The organism is Microbulbifer aestuariivivens (genome assembly GCF_039545115.1).
In the GTDB taxonomy this organism is placed as follows: Bacteria; Pseudomonadota; Gammaproteobacteria; order Pseudomonadales; family Cellvibrionaceae; genus Microbulbifer; species Microbulbifer aestuariivivens.
The window spans coordinates 91,721-111,115 of record NZ_BAABRT010000002.1; the positions used below are offsets into that span (position 1 = coordinate 91,721).

The window sequence follows — 19,395 nt, forward strand, 5'->3', positions numbered from 1 at the left end:
GAAGCGGTAATGCACTGGCGGATGTGACCCTATGCAACTCCTTTCCCTTTTCCTGCTGGCAGCTTTTTTCGTCGCGCTCTGGCCGCTTAATATCTGGCATCGCAGCCGCGCCAGCCTGGCGCCGGCGGTGTTTGCCGGCCTTCTGCTCGGCGTCGTTTACGGCGCACTGTTGCAGGTTTCCCGCGAGTGGGGCGTGCGCCCCGGGGAGTTGCTGCCCTGGATTGAGCTGGTGGGCAAAGGCTACGTCAAGCTGCTCTACCTGCTGGTGATGCCGCTGGTGCTGGTGTCGATACTCGGCGCGGTGGTGAAAATGCACCGCACCGAGTCGCTGGGCAAGATCAGCCTGTCGGTGCTGGCGGTATTGCTCGGCACGACTGCCGTGGCCGCTCTGGTCGGGGTGATGATGGCCGAGTTGTTTCACCTGTCCGCCGCAGGGTTGGTGGAGGGCACGCGGGAGGCGGCGCGTGCGGAAATTCTCAATGAACGCGCGGGCCGGGTCGAAGAGTTTGGTATTGCCCAGATTCTACTGAGCTTCATCCCGGAAAATATCTTTCTGGACCTGACCGGTGCCCGGGATACTTCGGTAATCGCCGTGGTGATTTTTGCCGTGCTGCTGGGTCTCGCGGCATTGGCGGTACGGCGGGAAAACCCCGAACAGGGCGAGGCCATCGAGCGCTTTGTGGGTATCGCCCAGCTGTGGATCATGCAACTGGTGCGCCTGGTGATGGCCTTTACCCCCTATGGGGTCATGGCGCTGGTGGCGGCACTGATCGCCAAATCCAGCTGGGCCGATATTCTCAATCTGTTCAGTTTCGTGGTGGCTTCTTTTGTGGCGATCGGGCTGATGTTTTTGCTGCACGGGGCCCTGCTGCTGGTCAACGGTATCAGCCCGCTGCGCTATTTCGCCCGCGTATGGCCGGTACTGATCTTCGCTTTCAGTTCCCGTTCCAGCGCGGCGACGATTCCGCTTAATGTGGAGACACAGATCGACAAGCTGGGTAACAGTCCGGCGATTGCCAATTTTTCTGCATCTTTCGGTGCCACCATTGGCCAGAACGGTTGCGCCGGTATTTATCCGGCCATGCTGGCGGTGATGGTGGCGGTGCCCCTGGGTATCGATGTGATGGATCCGATCTGGCTGCTCACGCTGGTGGCGGTGGTTGTGGTCAGTTCTTTCGGTATTGCCGGCGTGGGTGGCGGTGCGACTTTTTCCGCGCTGGTTGTCCTGCCTGCCATGGGGTTGCCGGTCACCATCGCCGCCCTGCTGATATCGGTGGAACCCCTGATCGATATGGCGCGCACCGCGCTTAATGTGAATGGCGCAATGACCGCCGGCACCCTCACCCAGCGCTGGCTGGGCAAAAGCGGGCCGGAAACCACAGGCGACACCGATTCCGGCTGAGCGAAAGCGAGTCGACGAAAGTGCCTGAGTCGAAGGGTGCGGCTGATTCGATTCGGTCAGTGCGCATAAAGGCCACTGCGCATAAAAAATGTCCCTGACCAGTACACCCGAGAGTTAGATTTAACGCACACCATGACAGCACCCCTTTATATGATCCCGGGCACCATGTGCGATCAGCGCCTGTGGCACAAGCTGCCGTCGACACTGGTCGATACTTCCGCAGCCGGGGCGCGGCATCTGGCGATACCGTCTGGCGCTTCGGTGGCCGAGCTGGTCGAACGCCTGGCGGCGGCACTGCCCGATCGCCCGGTCAGTCTGCTGGGTTTCTCCCTGGGGGGATATCTGGCGGCGGCGCTGGCGACGGCCTACCCAGAACGCGTAGAACGGCTGTTTATCTGCGCCAACACGCCCTGCGCCTTGCCCGAAGAGGAGCTGAGGCAGCGTCGTCAACTGCTGCAATGGGTTGCGCGCCACGGTTACAGTGGCATCAGCGACCGCAAAATTGCCGCCATGCTGGCGCCGCACAACCGTGACCGTGCGGATATCGCCGACACCATGCGGGCGATGGATGCGAGCCTGGGGCAAGCGGCGCTGCTGTCGCAGCTGGGGGCCACCTCCGAGCGCGACGACCTCGCCGATTCCCTGGCGCAGCTGTCACTGCCGGTGACCTTTTGTTTCGGTGAGCACGATGGGCTGGTGACCCGCCCCTGGCTCGACAAACTGCGCCAGCGCCGCCCCGATTTTACCCAGTGCGAGATTCCTGAGGCGGGCCATATGCTGCCGCTGGAGCAACCGCAGCGACTCGCCGCAGCGATCGAAAACTGGTTGCAGGCCGAAGCCTCTTGAACCCTCTTCAGGTGGGCAGGTTCACAGCGCCAGAGTTCAGCCTTGATTCAGTGATTCCTATGTAGAGTGCGTAGAGTGCATTAAGAGGCCATTAAGTGCATTAGCATTAAAGGTGCATTAAAAGTGTATTAAGAGCGCTTCTGGCTTCTGCAGAGTCCCCCGGGAAGCTTGTAACTGAGCGTCTATCAGCGCTGCCGTTAGGCTTGCAGGGAGATCAGCGGAGGCAATTTCAGCCGAGGCAAGCCCGGCAGAGGCAAGCCCGGCGGAGGTAGCCCAGAAGAGATAAGCCCAGAAGAGAATCACAGCCTCGATTGGTATTGGTCGCGCCTCTGGCATTCACCCGCTCGCAGCCAGTTCTGCGGCAGCTGCTCGGCATCGGTGTTGGCTATCGTTACTATGGGCGTCACATTCCGATTCGCACGGAGCAGCACTCGGGGGATAGAATCCGGGTTCGGGTCGAAGTGATAGCGGCCCGCTATTCACTCACCCGGGACAGGTATTACCCCACTGGGTCCGGTATTTAAAGGCGTTCCCCCGGGAGCAAGACAGTGAAACTGAATCGCAAACCCCTGCACATTACTGTTGCACACGCATTTGCCCCGCTGTGCATCGCCATTGCGATGGCAGCTGTCATTGCCGTGGCCTTGCCCGCAGAGGCTGCCGCGCGGCAAGCGACGCTGCATACGTCCGCGCAGGTGGCAGATGTGCTGTCGCCGCTGGCACGGCAGCGCTGGTCGCGGGAACAGGGCGGAGCGGTTTCCAAAGATGAGGCGGCGGCCATCGTCAAGCGCCGTTTCGGCGGGCGGATTCTCGCCGTTGCCGAGGTGGAAAAGGACGGGCGGCCCATGTACCGGGTCAAAGGCCTGTCGCAAGAAAGCCAGGTCTATGTGGTCTTCGTGGATAAGAACAACGGACGCATCGTCCGCTAACGATCGATTGTCGGGGGGCGTATGCGCGCACTGCTGGTTGAAGATGAGGAACTGTTGCGGGTGCAGCTGGCGGCATCGCTGCGTGAAGCCGGTTATACGGTTGACGAGGCGCCGGACGGGGAAGAGGCCCTCTACCTCGGCCGCGAGTTTCCCTATGACGTGGCGGTAATGGATCTGGGGCTGCCGAAAATCGACGGTATTGACGTCATCAAGACCCTGCGCGCTGAGGAACGGCATTTCCCGATCCTGATTCTCACCGCCCGCGGCCACTGGCAGGAGCGGGTAAACGGGCTGGAAGCCGGCGGTGACGACTATCTGGTGAAGCCATTTCATACCGAGGAACTGCTCGCGCGCCTCAATGCGCTGGTGCGCCGCTCCGCCGGTTTTTCCTCCCCGGTGGTTAAGGCAGGCTCCATTACTTTGGATACCAGTTCTCAGCGGGTAACGGTTGCCGGAGTGGAGCTGGGTCTCACCGCTTTTGAATACAAGGTGCTGGAATACCTGATGCTGCATCCGGATGAGGTGGTATCCAAGACGGTGCTGACGGAGCATATCTACGAGCAGGAGTGCGACCGCGACAGTAATGTGATCGAGGTGTTTATCGGTCGCCTGCGCAAGAAGTTCGACGCGGCCGCCGGGGTCAAGCCCATTGAGACGCTGCGCGGACGGGGCTACCGTTTCGTGGCGCCGGCCTGAGCAGGCGGTTGCGGTTTTGGATTTCTTCGGCAGGTTGCGGGCTTTGTGGCCGCATTCCTTGTGGCCGCACTCATTAAAAGCGCGCCTGTCCCTGTTGACCACCGTCGTGCTGGTGGTTTTCGTGCTGCTGATTTCCGGTGCACTGGAACACGCGTTTCGCACTTCCCTCGATGCGGCAAAAGAGCGCGAGCTGCAACTGCATATCTACACCCTGCTGGCCGTTGCCGAACCGGATGGAGACTCCCTGCGCTTTCCTCCCGTGCTGCCCGAGCAGCGCTTTAACCAGCCCGATTCGGGCCTGATCGGCGCGGTGACCGACGCCAGTGGGCGGGTAATCTGGCGCTCCGAGTCGGCCCTGACACTGCCGCAACTGCCCGCCTCGCCACTCCCCCGGGGGCGCGAGGCCTTCGACACCGTGCAGATCGCCGGCGCCGGGGATTTTATCCGCCTGCGTCAGGGCGTTGCCTGGGGGTTGGACAACCAACTGCAGTTTACCTTTGTGGTGCTGGAGGACGCCGAGCCTCTGCGGGCGCAGCTGTCCCAGTTCCGCGCAACCCTGTGGCGCTGGCTGGGGCTGGGGGCGCTGTTGTTGATTCTGAGCCAGTGGCTGGTGCTGCGCTGGGGACTGGCGCCGCTGCGCCAGGTGGCGCTGTCGCTGCAGGCAATGCAGTGCGGTGGCAGCGACCGTCTTGAGGGGCGCTTTCCTCAGGAGTTGAAACCCCTCACTGACAACCTGAACCTGCTGATCGAAAATGAGCGCCGCCAGCGGGAGAAAACCCGGCATACCCTGGCAGACCTGGCCCACAGCCTCAAAACACCATTGGCGGTAATGAAGGGACTCAACTTCAGTGGCGATCAGCGCACCACCTACAAGGTCCTGATGGAGCAGGTGCGGCGCATGGATGACATTATCCGTTATCAGCTGCAGCGCGCCGTTACTGGCTCCCCGCGGTCGATTCTGCGCGGTGTCGCGGTTGCGCCGCAGCTGCAGAAAATTCTCGATGCCCTGGCAAAAGTCTACCGCGATCATCCCGCCGAAGTGCAGGTCCGCTGTACCGGGCAGCCGCTGTTTTACGGCGACGAGGGCGACCTGCTGGAAGTGCTGGGCAACTTGCTGGACAACGCCTACAAATATGGTGGCGGCAGTATCCGTGTGGACATCGCCAACGGTGAAGACGGGCGCAGGCTGCATATTCAGGTGGAGGATAATGGCCCGGGCATCGATAGCGATGCCTGGCAATCCATAACCCGCCGCGGTGTGCGCGCGGACCAGCAGCCCGGGCAGGGCATTGGGCTGGCGGTGGTGGTGGATATTGTCTCCAGTTATGAAGGCGAGATCGGGGTGAGCGCCTCCGACCTGGGTGGCACGGCGATCTCGCTGACGCTCTGATACCTGCCCTCAGTACCCCGGCATCATCCCCGCTGCATCCCGGCTTCATTTCCTCAGCGTAACCCTGTACGCATCAGCTTCATGGTGGTCTTGCGTACTGCTTCCGGAGTCTTGCCCTGTGCTCTATCCGGAGTCTGCGCCTGTCAGTTCAGAGCAGAGTCTGCGGCCTTGCGGATGTGGCTGCGGTCAGCCACCACCTGTTGCCACAGCTCCTCGGCCAGCTGCGCGACCGGCTGCCGCCGCCCTGAGGCCAGCCACCGGGCAATGCTGCCCGCCACATCCGGCCACTGAATTGTCACCCCGGCGGGTCGCTTTTCAAGCCAGGCTCCGATCGCTGCCGCATTGATCTGCGGCACCACTGTGGCCAGCTGCAGCTGCGCAAGGGCCCGGGCATTGGCCTCCTGTTCGAACTGACCGCTCAATGGCCGTGACAGGATGGGCTTGCCCAGTTGCAGGGTTTCGGCGATGAGTTCGAAACCGCTGTTGCAGATCACCGCCTGCGCACTGGCCAGATCCCGCTGGAAGCCTTCCAGCGAAGGCGCTTTTAGCAGCACGTTGTCCGCCGCCGGCAGGTCCAGCGGCGCGCCATAGACGATAAAGTGCTGGGGTAGTCGGGAGAGTTGTTCCACAAGCTGTCGCTGAGCTTCAAACGGCAGGTAAACCAGAATGTGTTCGCTGTTCTCTGGTTTGCGGTTCTCTGGTTCGCCGCTCTCGGCTTTAGCCTTCTCTGCTTCGCCGTGGGCCTGGGCGATAGGTGGCAGTATCGGCTGGCCGAAAGGACTCCAGTGCATGCCCAGGCTGGTTTGCGCCGGGGCGAAGGCGCGCATGATGCCCCGTGCCAGCCAGTTGAAACGCGGTGCCGGGATGTTGAAGTTGAACGCGTACTGGTGGCCGAGGCCGACACTGTCGATTCCGGCGCGCCTGGCTGCCCAGGCGGTTACCGGTTCGAAGTCGGTGATGACCAGGTCGAAGTTTTGCACGGGCAATGTCTTCACGTCGCGCACAAGCCGCAGGGGCTTGAGCTGCCGGGCTGTCGCCAGCCTGTCGATGCTGCCGTTGCGATGCGCGAAGGTCAGCCCCTCGCGCCACCAGTAATCGCCAAAAGCCTCCATGCGGAAGAACTGTTCGGGGCAACGGCCGGAAAAAAGCCACTGCACCTCCAGCCCCGGGTAGGCCTGCAAGGCTCTGGCCATAGCCCGGGCGCGGGATATGTGGCCGTTGCCGGTCCCCTGTACCCCGTAGAGAATCTTCAAGGCATTGCTCCGCTGATCAGTAGGCCGACACTGGTGCCGAGGGCGGCACCGGCGCAGACATCGGTGGGGAAATGCACGCCCAGCCCCACTCGCGAAGCGCCGACCCCGGCAGCCCAAAAATAGCCCAAAAGCCACAGGGGGCTCTGCAACATGGACAGCAGGGTGACGAAAAGAAAAGCTCCCGAAGTGTGCCCCGAGGGCAGGCTGAAACGGTCACCGGCGATGACGACCGAGCGCAGCCCGGGGATTGCCTGGGGCGGGCGCAGGCGCCTGGTGGTGTTCTTGATACTCCAGTAGAGCGAGCGCTCCACGGCAAAGGCGGTGGTGCAGAAGGATAGGAACTGAATGGCATTGGATGCAGTGGTTGTGAGGGCAAGCAGCAGCGGCGAGAGCAGATACAGCCAGCCGTCCGCGGATTTGGACAGCCATAAATAGCGTTGCCGGGAAACCGGGCACTTGGCCCGCCGTGCCATTTGCAGTACCAGGGATACATCAAAGGCTTTCAGGGTGACGGCTAAGCTTTTCATGCCGCCAAGTTACCCGGGCATTGTTGCGCTTACTTGACCGGTTGATGTCAGGATAGTGAACGCTGGCGACAGTTGCGCTGCAGCGGTGCCCACAATGGGGCGCCTGATCCGTCTTGCAATCGGGCGGGCAGGGTAAGCGGGGAGTTGCCGCAAGCGCAGGGTCTGCGCTTGCGGCACTGGCTGGTGTTCAGTCGATCCCGAGCTTGATGGCACTGGAGCCGGGCAGCTGTTCGACCAGCTTGTAACCGCAGAGTTTGGAGGGGGTAAAGTAACCGCCCGCACCCTGGTAGCCCAGCAGGAATTCCATTACCGCGAGGGAGCCGTACACGGTGACGTCGTAACCGTTGGCGGTCTGTACCCGGGCGATCTTGCGTTCGCCGCGGCGGTCGTTGCGGATTTCTCCCCACACCCAGGTTTTCTGTGTCGCGCGTTTTTCCGCACTGGGTCCACTGACGGACCTGTCCACCTTCTCCTTCATCCACTTCTGGACCCAGGAAAACTTCAGCAGCCAGCGCAAGGCATTGAGGCGCTTCAGCTGCTTGGCCCGGCGCGGGCTCATGGGAATGTAGACCTCGATATTGGGAATGCTGGTGGAGTAGTAGGCGGTGGCCACATCGCCCCAGGGAATCGCCACGGCAAATTTTTCCCCGCGGCCGAAATCGATGCTGCGGGTCAGTTCGCCGTGGCCGATGATCTCGATGGTGCTGTTGCGCCGCACGGCGCCGCCGATGCCGAGGCTCTCGATGGAGGTCTTGGCGGTGCCCGGGCTGAGGGCGGAGTCTGAATCAAAACCCAGGGTCAGGTGCGTGGCGGTGGGAATGGCGTCGTGCAGGGCTGAGGCCAGGCAGTCGGTGGGGATGACATCAAAGCCGGTGCCCGGGCAAAGTACCACCCCCGCGGCCTTGGCCTCCTCGTGCATTGCGTGCGCCCGCTGGTACACCTGCATTTCGCCGGTGATGTCCTGGTAATGGGTGCCGGTGGCGATGCAGGCGCGCATCATCGGCTCGGCGGTGGCGGAAAACGGGCCGGCGCAATGAATCACCACATCCATCTCCCGCAGAGTGCGCTCCAGTGTCTCGCTGGCGTCCAGACTGATGGCCATGGCCGGCAGCCCCAGTTCCTCGGCGAGCGGCTGCAGCTTTTGTGCGCTGCGCCCGGCAAGCACCGGCCGGTAACCTCGCGCCACGGCCTCTCGGGCAATCAGCTCGCCGGTATAACCGTAGGCACCGTAGATCATGATTTTTTTATCGTTCTTTTGATCGTTCACTGCGGAGCCCTGTGTACTGTTTCGGATGGTATTGGAGGTGGTGGAAAAAGGTGACGCAACCTTACTGGCGAGTCCGCGATTTAGTCAAATGCCTGCAGCAGGGAAAAGCGGGCTGTTGCGACACCGTTGTGCGGCAGTGTTTCGGTGAACATGGACAGGGGCCGAACCCAGACGCCGTAGTCGCCGTAGAGCGCGCGGTAAACCACCAGTAATTCGCCGGTTTCCGAGTGCCGGGCCACCTCCAGCACTTCGTAGAGCTGGCCTTTGTAGTGGCGGTAGATGCCGCGCGGGCAGCGGGGGATATCCGTCATCGGGTGCGGTCTCAGGCCATGTGGTGTGGCGCAAGCTGCATCTGAGCGATGCGCTGGCCATGCAAGACCACCGAGCCGCTGTAGCGGTGCTCGCCGGTGGAGGTGAATTCGAATTCGTAGGTGCGCTGCAGGCGCAGCAGACCGGCGCGGTCCCGCCGCAGCCGCGTCCGCTTCAGCACCACGGTGTCGTCCAGCAGCTGCACACCCAGCTCGGCGCAGTGTTTGTGCGCTGCCCGGCGCACCAGTTCCTTGGCCGCCATGCCGTGCCAGAAATACCAGACACCCAGCGCCAGCAGGAAAACCCAGACAAGATCGCTCAGAGAGTAAACCATCTACCCATCGACATTTAGTAGTTCAGTAAGATTGAGGCGGCAGAATAACACGAAGGTGAGCTGATACCGGTATGCCGGGGGCTGGCCTGCTTACCGCTGGCGGCTGGCATCTTCTGGCCCACTGCTGTGCGCCGGAGGGCGCTGGGGGGCGGCAATGATTCTGCCGACAGTGATCGCGCCAGCAGCGACCGCACACTGCGGGCTCGAGTATTCAGGTGATCTCCGCCAGCAGCTCTAGCGGGGCGATCTCTCCGCGGACCAGCGCCTCTTTTTTGGCCTTGCGCCACTTTTTGACCTTCGCCTCCACGATCAGCGCCGAAGACTGATCGGGCAGCTCGTACTGGAATTCCAGCTTCAGCGGGCCGCGACCGCGCAGGGCCTTGGCCGCCCTGGCGCCACCGGCACTGTGCTCCGCAAAACGGCGCGCCACATCCCGGGTGATGCCGGTGTAGAGGGTGCCTCTCGCGGTGCGCACCAGATAGATAAACCAGCTGTTCAAATGCCTGTCCTCCTGCGCTGCTTATTGTCCGTGAAGAGAGTGCGATTTGAAAACGCCGTCCAGAAGCCGCCGTCCAGAAGCCGCCGTGCTGAAGCCGCCGTCCTGAAGCCTCCGGGCAAAGATCGGCTGCAGCGCGCACGGGCTCAAAGTGGAACCCAGGAGGGGCGGGCATCGGTCTAGAACAGGGACTGCTGCTCCCCGGCCCGCGGCGGCGCGGCAAAGTGGCTGCAATCCAGCGTTTGCCGGCGTTGGTTGAGGCCCAGCTTGCGGCAGCTGATGCGAAACCGCTGCGCCAGCAGCTGGGCAAAAACGCCACTGCCGGTCTGTCGCTGGGAAAAACTGCTGTCGTAATCACGACCGCCGCGGCTCTGTCGGATCAGGCTCATCACGTGCGACATTCTCTCTGGATAGTGCTCCTGCAACCACTGGCGAAAGAGCGGCGCAACCTCATGGGGAAGCCGCAGGAGGATATACGCCGCCTGCTCCGCTCCCGCCGCGTGGGCCGCGCTGAGGATGGCTTCCAGCTCGCTGTCATTGATGGCGGGAATCATCGGTGCCGCCATCACCGCCACGGGAATATCCGCGTAGCGCAGGGCCTCGATAGTGCGCAGCCGCGCGGCGGGGCCGGCGGTGCGGGGTTCGAGCCGCCGCTTGAGGGCGTTGTCGAGGGTGGTGACGCTGATGGCTACCTGGCAGAGATTGTCCCGCGCCATTTCCGCCAGCAGCGGCAGATCATCGAGGATCAGCTGTCCCTTGGTGACAATGGTCACCGGTTGCTGAAAGCGCTGCATCACCTGCAACAGTTTGCGCGTCAGGCGCTTGTCCCGCTCCAGTGGCTGGTAGGGATCGGTGTTGGAGCCGAGCGCAATGGGCTTGCAGCGGTAGCCGGGCTTGCGCAATGCCCGCTCCAGCAGCGCCGGCGCGTCGGGTTTGAAGAAGAGCCGGGTTTCAAAATCCAGCCCCGGCGATAAATCCACATAGGCGTGGGCCGGGCGCGCATAGCAGTAGATACAGCCGTGTTCACAGCCGCGGTAGGGATTGATGGACTGCTCGAAGGGGAGATCCGGCGAGCGGTTGGTGGCGATAATGCTCTTGGCCCGCTCCGGCAGCGCTTCGGTTTCAAGGCGCCTTGGCGGCGGCGCTTCCAGGTCCCAGCCATCGCTTTCGAGGGCGCTGGTGCTCTGTGCGAAGCGTCCGGCCAGGTTGCTGACGGCGCCGCGGCCGCGCAGTGCCTGGGTCGGGTTGTCTGGGTGGTCACTGGCCAAGAGTTTCTACCTGTACTGTATATAAATACAGTTTAAGTCTCCGTGCAGCACGGGTGCAAGCCTGCGGTGGGCCACATACAATGGGGCGCTGATCTGACTAGGGAGTATTGGCATGGATTTACAGGCGGTCGCAGCGATGCGCAGCTTCGCTGTGCAGATATTGCAGGTTTTCGGTTTACTGTTTGCCTTCGCGCTGGTGGTGCTGGTGCTGTATGTGCTGTACATGTACCTGGCGGATATCAATCAGACCAAGCAGGCCATCCGGCGCAACTTTCCCGTGCTTGGGCGCTTCCGCTACAAGTTCGAGCACCTGGGGGAGTTCTTCCGCCAGTATTTTTTTGCCCTGGACCGGGAGGAGCTGCCGTTCAACCGCGCCCAGCGCAGCTGGGTTTACCGCGCGGCCAAGAACGTGGATTCAACCATCGCCTTCGGCTCCACGCGCCCGCTCAACCAGCCCGGTGACGTGCTGTTCCTGAATCACCCCTTCCCGACCCTTGAGAAGGATGCTGTGCCGCCGATGGAGGTCACCTTTGGCGAGGGTTACGCCGAGCAGCCCTATACCACCAGTGCTATCGTCAATATTTCTGCCATGAGCTTCGGCGCTTTGTCAGTGCCCGCGGTGACCGCGCTCTCCCATGGCGCTGCCAGGGCGGGTATCTGGCTCAATACCGGTGAGGGCGGGCTGTCCGACTACCACCTGAGTGGCGGTTGCGACATTGTTTTTCAGATCGGTACGGCCAAATACGGCGTGCGGGATCTGGACGGCTCCCTGAGTGACGACAAGCTGCGCCGGCTGGCGGAGCTGCGCCAGGTGAAAATGTTCGAGCTGAAACTCTCGCAGGGGGCAAAGCCCGGCAAGGGCGGCATACTGCCCGGCGTCAAGGTCACCAAAGAGATCGCCCGGGTGCGGGGTATTCCGGTGGGGGAGGATTCCATCAGCCCCAACGGCCACCCGGAGTTTCACAGCGTCGATGGGCTGCTGGATATGATCCGGCATATTCGCCAGGTCACCGGCAAACCCACCGGCTTCAAGTGCGTGGTCGGTACCAGTGACTGGTTACACGAAATGTGCGAGCGCATCCGGCTGCGGGGGCTCGAGTACGCGCCGGACTTTATCACCATCGACAGTGCCGACGGTGGCACCGGCGCCGCGCCCCAGAGCCTGATGGATTATATGGGGCTGCCCATCAACCGCAGCCTGCCGCTGGTGGTCGACCTGCTGGCGCAATACGGCCTGCGGGAAAGGGTCAGGATCATCGCTTCGGGCAAGCTGCTGACGCCGTCGATGGTGGCCTGGGCGCTGGCGATGGGGGCGGATTTTGTCAACTGTGGGCGCGGTTTCATGTTCGCGCTGGGCTGTATCCAGGCCATGCAGTGCAACAAGAATACCTGCCCGACCGGGGTGACCACCCACAATCCGGACCTGCAGCAGGGGCTGGACCCGGTGGACAAGGCGGAGCGGGTTGCCAGTTACGCCCGCAATCTGGCCTACGAGGTGGGCACCATCGCCCACTCCTGTGGTGTGCGCGAGCCGCGACAGCTCCGCCGCCATCATGTGGAAGTGATCAACGAGCGCGGCCTGGCAACGCCACTGGCGGAACTGGTGCCGGAGGTGCAGCCGAAATCGGTGATTGCCTCCGACAGGGGTGTTCAGTAACCGGGCGCGAGACAGGAGCGCGGCGATGGAATCGGCCGATAGTGTCATCAGACTGGTGGGGCAGGGGTTGTATATGGCGGTCGCCGCCGTGGCCGGGCTGGCTCTGGCGCGTGTACTGCGCACCGACAACACCCTCGGCTGTCTGCTCGCCGGCGTGCTCGCGGGTATGCTGCTGCCGGTGATGGATTTCGATACCGGCCTGCGCACCCAAAATCTGCAGGCGCTGGTTTTTTTCGTCATCCTGCCGGTGTTGATCTTCGAGGCCGCCTGGCAAATTGAGCCGGCCATTCTCAAGCGCTGGCTGGGTCCGGTGCTGCTCTTCTCCACCATCGGCGTTGCCCTCTCCGCCATTCTGATCGGCCTGCTGACCTACTACGGCAGTGATTATCACCGGGGGATTCCCTGGATTGCCGCCCTGCTGACCGGCGTTATTCTCGCGGCCACAGACCCGGTTTCGGTGGTGTGTAAATTGCGCGCGGAGGCTGCCGGCGAGGACCTGATTACGCTGGTGGAGGGGGAGAGCCTCTTCAACGATGCGGCGGCCATCCTTCTGTACAGCCTGACCCTCGGGGTGGCCCTGCAGTTGGTGCTGGCGGGCGGCGCCGGCAGTGGCGAAGCGCCCGGGGTGGGTGCCGTCACGGTATTTTTCCTCGCCACGTTTTTTGGCGGCGTGGCTGTCGGTCTGCTTTGTGGACTGGTGACGGCAATTGCAGTCCTGCTGCTGCGCTCCGCTGGCGCCGCTTTGCTGGTGTTGTTGCTGGCGGCTTTCGGCAGCTTTTACCTGGCGGAACATGTGGTGCATGTCTCAGGCATTCTGTCGGTCATCACCTGTGCCATCGTCGCCCGCATCTGCCTGCGTGAACAGCAGTCCTCCTTCCTGGTACATGCCGCTCCCACCTGGCAGTGGCTCAGTCTGATATTCAGTGCGCTGATTTTCGTCATTATGGGCCTGCTCATTACCTGGGAAATGTTTACCCAGCTGTGGCTGGCGATGATTGTGGCCATTGCCGCAGCGGTGGGTGCCCGGGCGCTGACGATTTTTATGCTGGCGCCTTTGGCGCGCTTTATTGGCCCGCCCATTCCCAAGGAATGGCGGCTGGTGATGGGCTGGGGCGGATTGCGCGGGGTGGTGGCGGTGGCGCTGGCGCTGTCACTACCAACGGAATTGCCCTACTGGTGGACAATTCAGTCCATGGTGTTTGGCGTGGTGCTGTTTTCCCTGTTGGTACAGGGGACGACTTGCAGCTGGCTGCTGGGCAAGCCGCGTCTCAATGGCGGCAATTTAAATGGCGGCAATGTAAGTGGTGGCAATGTAAGTGGTGGCAATGTAAGTGGCGGAAAGGGACCGGCTGATAGTCGGGAGTGAACGTGGTCAGTGTGAGTGCTGTCAGCGCGTGATTGCACCGCTCTGAAACTGAGCGGCGGCGCCAATGGCGCCGCCCTCCCGCTGCTCGCGGTTGGTGCACTGCTGCAGCATCCCCGCCAGGGTCAGCAGTACCAGAGCGATTAAAAGTGCAATCACGACGCGTTTCACCTGGAGCCCTCAGCTTGACTCATGTAGAGCCCTCAGCGCTTTAAAAAAGCCCTCAGCGGTTCAAAAAGCCCTCAGCGCTTTAAAAAACTCAGCGTTGTTAAAAACCACAGCGGTCTAAACAAAAGCTCTCAGCTTGGTTTATGCAAATCCCATAGAGTGGGCTTATGCAAAGCCCTTAGCGGATTAAGCAAAAGCCCTTAGCGGATTAAGGGAAAAGCCCTCAGCGGATTAAGGGAAAAGCCCTCAGCGGATCACGCCACAAGCTACCCGGGCGCCGCCACCACCGAGCGCCATGGGCTCGTCGGAATAGTTGTCACCGCCGGCATGGATCATCAGCGCGCGCCCCTTGAGGTCGGCGAGTTTCAGGCGCGGTGCCAGCACCGGGCTGTTGGCCTTGCCATCGGCATCGACAAACAGGGCGGGCAGGTCGCCCAGGTGGCCAGTGCCCCAGGGAAAGCTGTGGCGGTTGGTTTGCTCGGGATCGTAGTGACCGCCGGCGGCAAGGGCCGGCACCATCTTGCCGTCTTTCTCAGCGGGCTCACAGCTGGGGTTCTGGTGCACGTGGAAGCCGTGCAGGGTGCCGGGAGCGGGCAGGCCTTCCAGCATCGGTGTAAACACCACCCCGTATTTCGATTCGGTGGCCACCACCTTGCCGAGAGATTTGCCCACCCCGTCCTTGCCGACAGAGTGCATCTCGACCACCACTTCCGCCTGGGCGAAAGCGGCCAGGGAAAGCGCCGCGGCGCCCAGCAAAAAACGACAGTTCACTTTCATGTTCTGCTCCTCCATGCCATCTGCGCGCACAGGGCTGCGTCAGTTGGCGCTTAAATTGGTGTGACTGTTCCCTGAGTTTAGAAGGTGTGGACGGAAGTGCCCAACGCCTTTCAGGTTCGGGGAACCGGCGGTCATTGGAACATAAATCCGGGGTGCCGGTAAAAGTCAGCGGGCCGGGCCTGTCTAATTGGCGCTGCCCGGCCGACTCCCCCGTTGCTGCCACTGTTACGGCGCAGATTATCTTGAGGCCCGCTGTCTTAAGGGGCGCAGCCTTCTTAAGAGCCACTGCCTTGAGGAACACAGCTTTGAAGATCAGTGCCCGCTGAGAAGCTGGCAGCTGACCACCGTTACCAGTTGAGGATCACTTTGCCCGACTGGCCGGAGTCCATGGTGTCAAAGCCGCGCTGGAACTCCTCCACCGGGAACTGGTGTGTGATGATGGGTTCCAGGTTGAGGCCGGACTGAATCAGGCTGGCCATCTTGTACCAGGTTTCGAACATCTCGCGGCCGTAGATGCCTTTGATCATCAGGCCCTTGAAGATGACCTGGCTCCAGTCGATCGCCATTTCGCTGGAGGGAATGCCGAGCATGGCGATCTTGCCGCCGTGATTCATGGCGGAGAGCATCTCGCGAAAGGCCACCGGTACCCCGGACATCTCCAGCCCCACGTCGAAGCCCTCGCCCATGCCCAGATCCCGCATCACCTCGGTGAGTTTTTCTTTACTGACATTGACGGCGCGGGTGGCGCCTATCTTGCGCGCCAGTTCCAGCCGGTAGTCGTTGATATCGGTAATGACCACGTGGCGCGCCCCCACATGGCGCGCCACCGCCGCGGCCATGATGCCGATGGGCCCGGCACCGGTAATCAGCACATCTTCGCCCACCAGGTCGAACGACAGGGCCGTGTGCACGGCGTTACCGAACGGGTCGAAGATGGCCGCCAGATCGTCGGAGATATTCGCCGGAATCTTGAACGCGTTCAGGGCCGGGATGACCAGATACTCGGCAAAAGACCCCTGGCGATTCACGCCCACGCCGATGGTGTTGCGGCAAAGGTGGCGCCGGCCGGCGCGGCAGTTGCGGCAGTGCCCGCAGGTGATGTGCCCCTCACCGGAAACCCGGTCGCCAATCTCGAATCCTGCCACTTCCTGGCCCATGGCCACCACCTCGCCCACATATTCGTGGCCGACCACCATGGGTACCGGAATGGTCTTCTGCGACCACTCGTCCCAGTGGTAGATGTGCATATCGGTGCCGCAGATGGCGGTTTTGCGGATCTTGATCAGCAGGTCGTTGTGGCCCGGTTGCGGAATCTCCACATCCGTCAGCCAGATACCCGGCTCGGCCTTGAGTTTTGACAGTGCTTTCATGCTGAGTCCCGTTTCTGGCCCAGGTTATGCGGCCAGCACAAGGCCCGGGGTCCACTTGTGGCGGAACCCGGGGTGCGGTGAATGAATGGCTCAAATGATATTGAGTTCTCTGCCCACTTCCACGAAAGCGTCGATACAGCGGTCGAGCTGCTCGCGGGTGTGGGCGGCGGACATCTGCGTGCGGATGCGCGCCTGGCCCTGGGGGACCACTGGGTAGAAGAAACCCACAACGTAGATGCCGCGTTCCAGCATTTTGTCGGCCATTTTCTGGGCCAGGGCCGCGTCGCCCACCATGACCGGGATGATGGGATGGTCGGCGCCGGCGAGGGTGAAGCCGGCTTCACGCATGCGGCGGCGGAAATAGGCGGAGTTTTCCTGCAATTTCTGCCGCAGGGCGCCGCCCTCCATCAACATATCCAGCACTTTCAGGGACGCGTTGACGATGGCCGGAGCGACGGAATTGGAGAACAGGTAGGGGCGCGAGCGCTGGCGCAGCAAGTCGATGATCTCTTTGCGCCCGGAGGTGTAGCCGCCGGAGGCGCCGCCCAGCGCCTTGCCGAGGGTGCCGGTGAGGATGTCGACCCGCTCGAGCACGCCGCAATACTCGTGGGTGCCGCGACCATGCTGGCCGAGAAAACCCACCGCGTGGGAATCGTCCACCATGACCAGCGCATCGTATTTGTCCGCCAGATCACACAGGGTTTTCAGGTCGGCGATCACGCCGTCCATGGAGAAGACGCCGTCGGTGGCGATCAGCTTGGTACGGGCGCCGGCGGCATCCGCCTGTTGCAGCTTCTCTTCCAGGTCCGCCATATCGTTGTTGGCATAGCGGAAGCGCTGGGCCTTGCACAGGCGCACACCGTCGATAATAGAGGCGTGGTTGAGCGCATCGGAAATGATGGCGTCTTCGGGGCCGAGCAGTGTCTCGAACAGGCCGCCGTTGGCATCGAAACAGGAAGTGTAGAGGATGGTGTCCTCGGTGCGCAGGAACTCCGACAGGCGAAATTCCAGCGCCTTGTGAATGTCCTGGGTGCCACAAATAAAACGCACAGACGCCATGCCAAAGCCGTACTGCTCCAGCCCTTCCTTCGCCGCTGCGATCAGTTCCGGGTGATCGGCGAGGCCGAGATAGTTATTGGCGCAGAAGTTCAGTACCGGCAGCTCGTTGTTGACCTGAATCTCGGCGGCCTGTGGGGAGGTGATGATGCGCTCCCGCTTGTAGAGGCCATCGGCTTCGATCTGCCGCAGTTCATCGCGCAGGCGCTGGAAGAATTGCCCTGACTTGGATTCTGACTTGCTCATGGTGTGCTGATTTACTCCTCGGATATGCGCTTGTGGCGCCCGGCTGCGGGTGTCGCGGATTGCGCGTGCACAGTGCCGAATACAGGATGTTAGTGTTTACACCGCAATCTCACACTCGCGGGCCTCTTGGGCTCTGAGCGGGCTTTCCCCCTGGCGGTCGATGGTGCGGCAGGTGGTGGCGAACTCCAGCGCTTCCTCGGCATCGTCGAACAGCATCTGCCACAGCAGTTGCTGGTCGTCCTGGCGCACGGCGCTGACCGCGGTGCAGTTGCGCTGGTTGGCAATCACAATTTCAACGAATGTGGTATTTGAATTCAACAATTCGGACATGGTCCCTCCAGGTTAAAAAACGGTGGAGGGCTGACGTGGAAGCAGTACAGCGAGTTGCGCTATTCCGGTTGGATTACTCGATGTTTTATGTTTGAAAACCGAGTCTCATCCCCTCTCTCCGTTTTTTGGCGGTGAGCGGGAAACCACCTTGCCCCGGTTGGCAGGTTGGCGTTGGCGTCAGCCACTCTCTTGATGTCCGAGGGAAAGATAGCCGCGCGGGAATGGACAGTCAATAAAACTGCCCCCGCGAGGGGGCAGTAAAGAGGTTTATGCCGGCATCTGTACGGATTTCAGTTCGACAAACTCGTCGAGGCCGGCTCTGCCGAATTCACGACCGTTGCCGGAGCGCTTGTAGCCGCCAAATGGCGCGTCGTAGTTGAACTCGCCACCGTTGACGAAACACAGTCCCGCCTCGAGCCGGCGCACCAGCGGCAGCGCGCTCTCGGCATCCTTGGCCCAGACACCGCTGGACAGGCCGTACTCGCTGTCGTTGGCGATGGCGATGGCCTCGTCGATGTCCTGGTAGGAAATAAGGCAGATCACCGGGCCGAAGATTTCTTCGCGGGCGATGGTCATGTCGTTGGTGACATCGGCAAACACCGTGGGTTTTACGTAAAAACCTTTCTCTAGGCCCGCGGGCGCTTCGGCACCGCCGGCCACCAGGCGCGCTCCTTCGCTGATGCCTTTTTCGATATAGCCGCGCACGATATCCCGCTGGCGGGCGGAGGAGAGCGGCCCCATAAAGGCGTCCTCGCCTTTGCCGATCCTGACGCCCTCGGCGACGCGCTTGGCGATTTCCACCGCTTCCTCGTAGCGCTCGGCGGGCACCAGCATGCGGGTCAGCGCGGTGCAGGTCTGCCCGGTATTGATGAAGACGTCTTCGCAGCCCCAGCGCACGGCGGCTTCAAAATCCGCGTCGGCGGTGAGGATAAACGGCGACTTGCCGCCCAGCTCCTGGCACACGCGCTTGACGGTGGGAGCGGCAGCGCGGGCCACTTCCACGCCGGCGCGGGTGGAGCCGGTAAAGGAGACCATGTCGATGCCCGGGTGCGAAGACAGCGCCGCGCCGACAATGGGGCCGGCGCCGGGCACCAGGTTGAAAACACCCGCCGGCAATCCCACCCCGTCGATGATTTCCGCCATCACATAGTCCTGCAGCGGCGTCATTTCCGAGGGTTTGGCGATCATGGTGCAGCCGGCGGCGATGGCCGGCGCCACCTTGCCGACAAACTGGTGCAGGGGGTAGTTCCACGGGGTGATGAAACCGCACACACCCACCGGGTCGCGCATGATCAGGGAGTGGGCGGCTTTTTCCGTCTCCTCCATCAGGTAAGCGCGCTCGGCGTAAAAACGCGTGGCGTAGATGGGCCCGTCCACATGCAGCCATCCGGTGATGTGCGCCGGGCAGCCCAGTGCCACCGAAATCGCCTCGATCAGCTCCTCCCGGCGCGCCTGCATGCCGTCGGCAATGGCGTTCAGGAAAGCGGCGCGCTCCGCGGCGGAGGTGCGGCGCCAGCTCTGGAAGGCCCGGCGGGCTGCCCGCACCGCCAGATCCACATCTTCTGTGGTGCCCTGGATGACCTCACAGATTTTTTCTTCGCTGGCCGGGCAGATGACGGCGTGCCGGTCGCCGCCGTGGGAATCCTGCCACTGGCCATTGATATACAGTTTGTCGGTACGCAGTTTGCTGAAGTCAGTCATAACATCTATT

At 62.1% G+C, this 19,395-nt stretch carries 20 protein-coding genes and 1 riboswitch; of the genes, 7 read left to right on the forward strand and 13 right to left on the reverse strand.

Features of this window, described 5'->3' with window-relative positions; all coding sequences use genetic code 11:
- Window positions 1–31: 31 nt before the first annotated feature.
- The 5 genes from ABEA58_RS01590 to ABEA58_RS01610 all read left to right on the forward strand — a co-directional run bounded on the left by ABEA58_RS01590 (window position 32) and on the right by ABEA58_RS01610 (window position 5,263).
- Window positions 32–1,402: an L-cystine transporter gene (locus ABEA58_RS01590; protein ID WP_345548208.1), complete on the forward strand. Its 1,371-nt coding sequence runs from the start codon at window positions 32–34 to the stop codon at window positions 1,400–1,402.
- 132 nt (window positions 1,403–1,534) lie between these two features.
- Window positions 1,535–2,248 (forward strand): alpha/beta fold hydrolase, encoded by a 714-nt coding sequence (locus tag ABEA58_RS01595; protein ID WP_345548210.1) that lies wholly within the window; start codon window positions 1,535–1,537, stop codon window positions 2,246–2,248.
- Window positions 2,249–2,796: 548 nt separating this feature from the next.
- Window positions 2,797–3,177: a PepSY domain-containing protein gene (locus ABEA58_RS01600; protein ID WP_345548212.1), complete on the forward strand. Its 381-nt coding sequence runs from the start codon at window positions 2,797–2,799 to the stop codon at window positions 3,175–3,177.
- A gap of 21 nt (window positions 3,178–3,198) precedes the next feature.
- Window positions 3,199–3,873 (forward strand): response regulator transcription factor, encoded by a 675-nt coding sequence (locus ABEA58_RS01605; protein WP_345548214.1) that lies wholly within the window; start codon window positions 3,199–3,201, stop codon window positions 3,871–3,873.
- A 43-nt stretch (window positions 3,874–3,916) separates the two neighbouring features.
- Window positions 3,917–5,263 carry an ATP-binding protein gene (locus ABEA58_RS01610; RefSeq protein WP_345548215.1) on the forward strand — a complete coding sequence of 449 codons (1,347 nt, stop codon included), beginning with the start codon at window positions 3,917–3,919 and terminating at the stop codon, window positions 5,261–5,263.
- Between the two features lie 143 nt (window positions 5,264–5,406).
- Here the strand turns inward: ABEA58_RS01610 and ABEA58_RS01615 are convergent, their stop codons facing one another.
- The 7 genes from ABEA58_RS01615 to ABEA58_RS01645 all read right to left on the reverse strand — a co-directional run bounded on the left by ABEA58_RS01615 (window position 5,407) and on the right by ABEA58_RS01645 (window position 10,717).
- Window positions 5,407–6,516, reverse strand: a complete 1,110-nt coding sequence (locus tag ABEA58_RS01615; protein ID WP_345548217.1) for an MJ1255/VC2487 family glycosyltransferase — start codon at window positions 6,514–6,516, stop codon at window positions 5,407–5,409.
- Window positions 6,513–7,043 (reverse strand): phosphatase PAP2 family protein, encoded by a 531-nt coding sequence (locus tag ABEA58_RS01620; RefSeq protein WP_345548219.1) that lies wholly within the window; start codon window positions 7,041–7,043, stop codon window positions 6,513–6,515. Before ABEA58_RS01620 ends, ABEA58_RS01615 begins: the two co-directional genes overlap by 4 nt.
- A gap of 187 nt (window positions 7,044–7,230) precedes the next feature.
- Window positions 7,231–8,310 carry a saccharopine dehydrogenase family protein gene (locus ABEA58_RS01625; protein WP_345548220.1) on the reverse strand — a complete coding sequence of 360 codons (1,080 nt, stop codon included), beginning with the start codon at window positions 8,308–8,310 and terminating at the stop codon, window positions 7,231–7,233.
- An 80-nt stretch (window positions 8,311–8,390) separates the two neighbouring features.
- Complete coding sequence (locus ABEA58_RS01630; RefSeq protein ID WP_345548222.1) at window positions 8,391–8,621, reverse strand: DUF1653 domain-containing protein; 231 nt, start codon at window positions 8,619–8,621, stop codon at window positions 8,391–8,393.
- An 11-nt stretch (window positions 8,622–8,632) separates the two neighbouring features.
- A complete protein-coding gene (locus tag ABEA58_RS01635) occupies window positions 8,633–8,953 on the reverse strand; it encodes a DUF3301 domain-containing protein (RefSeq protein WP_345548224.1) in 321 nt (106 codons plus the stop codon).
- A gap of 211 nt (window positions 8,954–9,164) precedes the next feature.
- The gene (locus tag ABEA58_RS01640; protein ID WP_345548226.1) at window positions 9,165–9,452 is read right to left on the reverse strand and encodes a GIY-YIG nuclease family protein; all 288 of its coding nucleotides are present in this window, start codon (window positions 9,450–9,452) and stop codon (window positions 9,165–9,167) included.
- A gap of 176 nt (window positions 9,453–9,628) precedes the next feature.
- On the reverse strand, window positions 9,629–10,717 hold the full coding sequence (locus ABEA58_RS01645) for a PA0069 family radical SAM protein (RefSeq protein WP_345548228.1): 1,089 nt from the start codon (window positions 10,715–10,717) through the stop codon (window positions 9,629–9,631).
- 112 nt (window positions 10,718–10,829) lie between these two features.
- On the opposite strand from ABEA58_RS01645, the gene ABEA58_RS01650 reads away from it, so the two are divergent.
- Together ABEA58_RS01650 and ABEA58_RS01655 are read left to right on the forward strand one after the other, a co-directional pair.
- Window positions 10,830–12,374 carry an FMN-binding glutamate synthase family protein gene (locus ABEA58_RS01650; RefSeq protein WP_345548230.1) on the forward strand — a complete coding sequence of 515 codons (1,545 nt, stop codon included), beginning with the start codon at window positions 10,830–10,832 and terminating at the stop codon, window positions 12,372–12,374.
- A gap of 25 nt (window positions 12,375–12,399) precedes the next feature.
- A complete protein-coding gene (locus tag ABEA58_RS01655) occupies window positions 12,400–13,740 on the forward strand; it encodes a cation:proton antiporter (protein ID WP_345548231.1) in 1,341 nt (446 codons plus the stop codon).
- Between the two features lie 21 nt (window positions 13,741–13,761).
- Here ABEA58_RS01655 and ABEA58_RS01660 read toward each other — a convergent pair whose 3' ends face one another.
- The 6 genes from ABEA58_RS01660 to ABEA58_RS01685 form a co-directional block, all read right to left on the reverse strand.
- Window positions 13,762–13,896 carry a hypothetical protein gene (locus tag ABEA58_RS01660; protein ID WP_345548233.1) on the reverse strand — a complete coding sequence of 45 codons (135 nt, stop codon included), beginning with the start codon at window positions 13,894–13,896 and terminating at the stop codon, window positions 13,762–13,764.
- Between the two features lie 255 nt (window positions 13,897–14,151).
- Entirely contained in the window at window positions 14,152–14,682 is a 531-nt protein-coding gene (gene sodC / locus ABEA58_RS01665) for a superoxide dismutase [Cu-Zn] SodC (protein ID WP_345548235.1), read from the reverse strand.
- A 347-nt stretch (window positions 14,683–15,029) separates the two neighbouring features.
- Window positions 15,030–16,052 carry an L-threonine 3-dehydrogenase gene (gene tdh / locus ABEA58_RS01670; RefSeq protein ID WP_345548237.1) on the reverse strand — a complete coding sequence of 341 codons (1,023 nt, stop codon included), beginning with the start codon at window positions 16,050–16,052 and terminating at the stop codon, window positions 15,030–15,032.
- Between the two features lie 90 nt (window positions 16,053–16,142).
- Window positions 16,143–17,354 carry a glycine C-acetyltransferase gene (locus ABEA58_RS01675; RefSeq protein ID WP_345548238.1) on the reverse strand — a complete coding sequence of 404 codons (1,212 nt, stop codon included), beginning with the start codon at window positions 17,352–17,354 and terminating at the stop codon, window positions 16,143–16,145.
- Between the two features lie 96 nt (window positions 17,355–17,450).
- Window positions 17,451–17,684 (reverse strand): hypothetical protein, encoded by a 234-nt coding sequence (locus ABEA58_RS01680; protein WP_345548240.1) that lies wholly within the window; start codon window positions 17,682–17,684, stop codon window positions 17,451–17,453.
- A 71-nt stretch (window positions 17,685–17,755) separates the two neighbouring features.
- A riboswitch (SAM-I-IV-variant riboswitch) is annotated at window positions 17,756–17,885 on the reverse strand.
- Between the two features lie 66 nt (window positions 17,886–17,951).
- Window positions 17,952–19,385: an aldehyde dehydrogenase family protein gene (locus ABEA58_RS01685; protein WP_345548242.1), complete on the reverse strand. Its 1,434-nt coding sequence runs from the start codon at window positions 19,383–19,385 to the stop codon at window positions 17,952–17,954.
- Window positions 19,386–19,395: the final 10 nt, after the last annotated feature.

Coding starts and splice junctions, on each gene's coding strand:
- ABEA58_RS01620 (WP_345548219.1), bottom strand. CDS start 7,043: ATGAAAAGCTTAGCCGTCACCCTGAAAGCCTTTGATGTATCCCTGGTA.
- ABEA58_RS01635 (WP_345548224.1), bottom strand. CDS start 8,953: ATGGTTTACTCTCTGAGCGATCTTGTCTGGGTTTTCCTGCTGGCGCTG.
- ABEA58_RS01680 (WP_345548240.1), bottom strand. CDS start 17,684: ATGTCCGAATTGTTGAATTCAAATACCACATTCGTTGAAATTGTGATT.
- ABEA58_RS01630 (WP_345548222.1), bottom strand. CDS start 8,621: ATGACGGATATCCCCCGCTGCCCGCGCGGCATCTACCGCCACTACAAA.
- ABEA58_RS01675 (WP_345548238.1), bottom strand. CDS start 17,354: ATGAGCAAGTCAGAATCCAAGTCAGGGCAATTCTTCCAGCGCCTGCGC.
- ABEA58_RS01655 (WP_345548231.1), top strand. CDS start 12,400: ATGGAATCGGCCGATAGTGTCATCAGACTGGTGGGGCAGGGGTTGTAT.
- ABEA58_RS01685 (WP_345548242.1), bottom strand. CDS start 19,385: ATGACTGACTTCAGCAAACTGCGTACCGACAAACTGTATATCAATGGC.
- ABEA58_RS01650 (WP_345548230.1), top strand. CDS start 10,830: ATGGATTTACAGGCGGTCGCAGCGATGCGCAGCTTCGCTGTGCAGATA.
- ABEA58_RS01595 (WP_345548210.1), top strand. CDS start 1,535: ATGACAGCACCCCTTTATATGATCCCGGGCACCATGTGCGATCAGCGC.
- ABEA58_RS01590 (WP_345548208.1), top strand. CDS start 32: ATGCAACTCCTTTCCCTTTTCCTGCTGGCAGCTTTTTTCGTCGCGCTC.
- tdh (WP_345548237.1), bottom strand. CDS start 16,052: ATGAAAGCACTGTCAAAACTCAAGGCCGAGCCGGGTATCTGGCTGACG.
- sodC (WP_345548235.1), bottom strand. CDS start 14,682: ATGAAAGTGAACTGTCGTTTTTTGCTGGGCGCCGCGGCGCTTTCCCTG.
- ABEA58_RS01605 (WP_345548214.1), top strand. CDS start 3,199: ATGCGCGCACTGCTGGTTGAAGATGAGGAACTGTTGCGGGTGCAGCTG.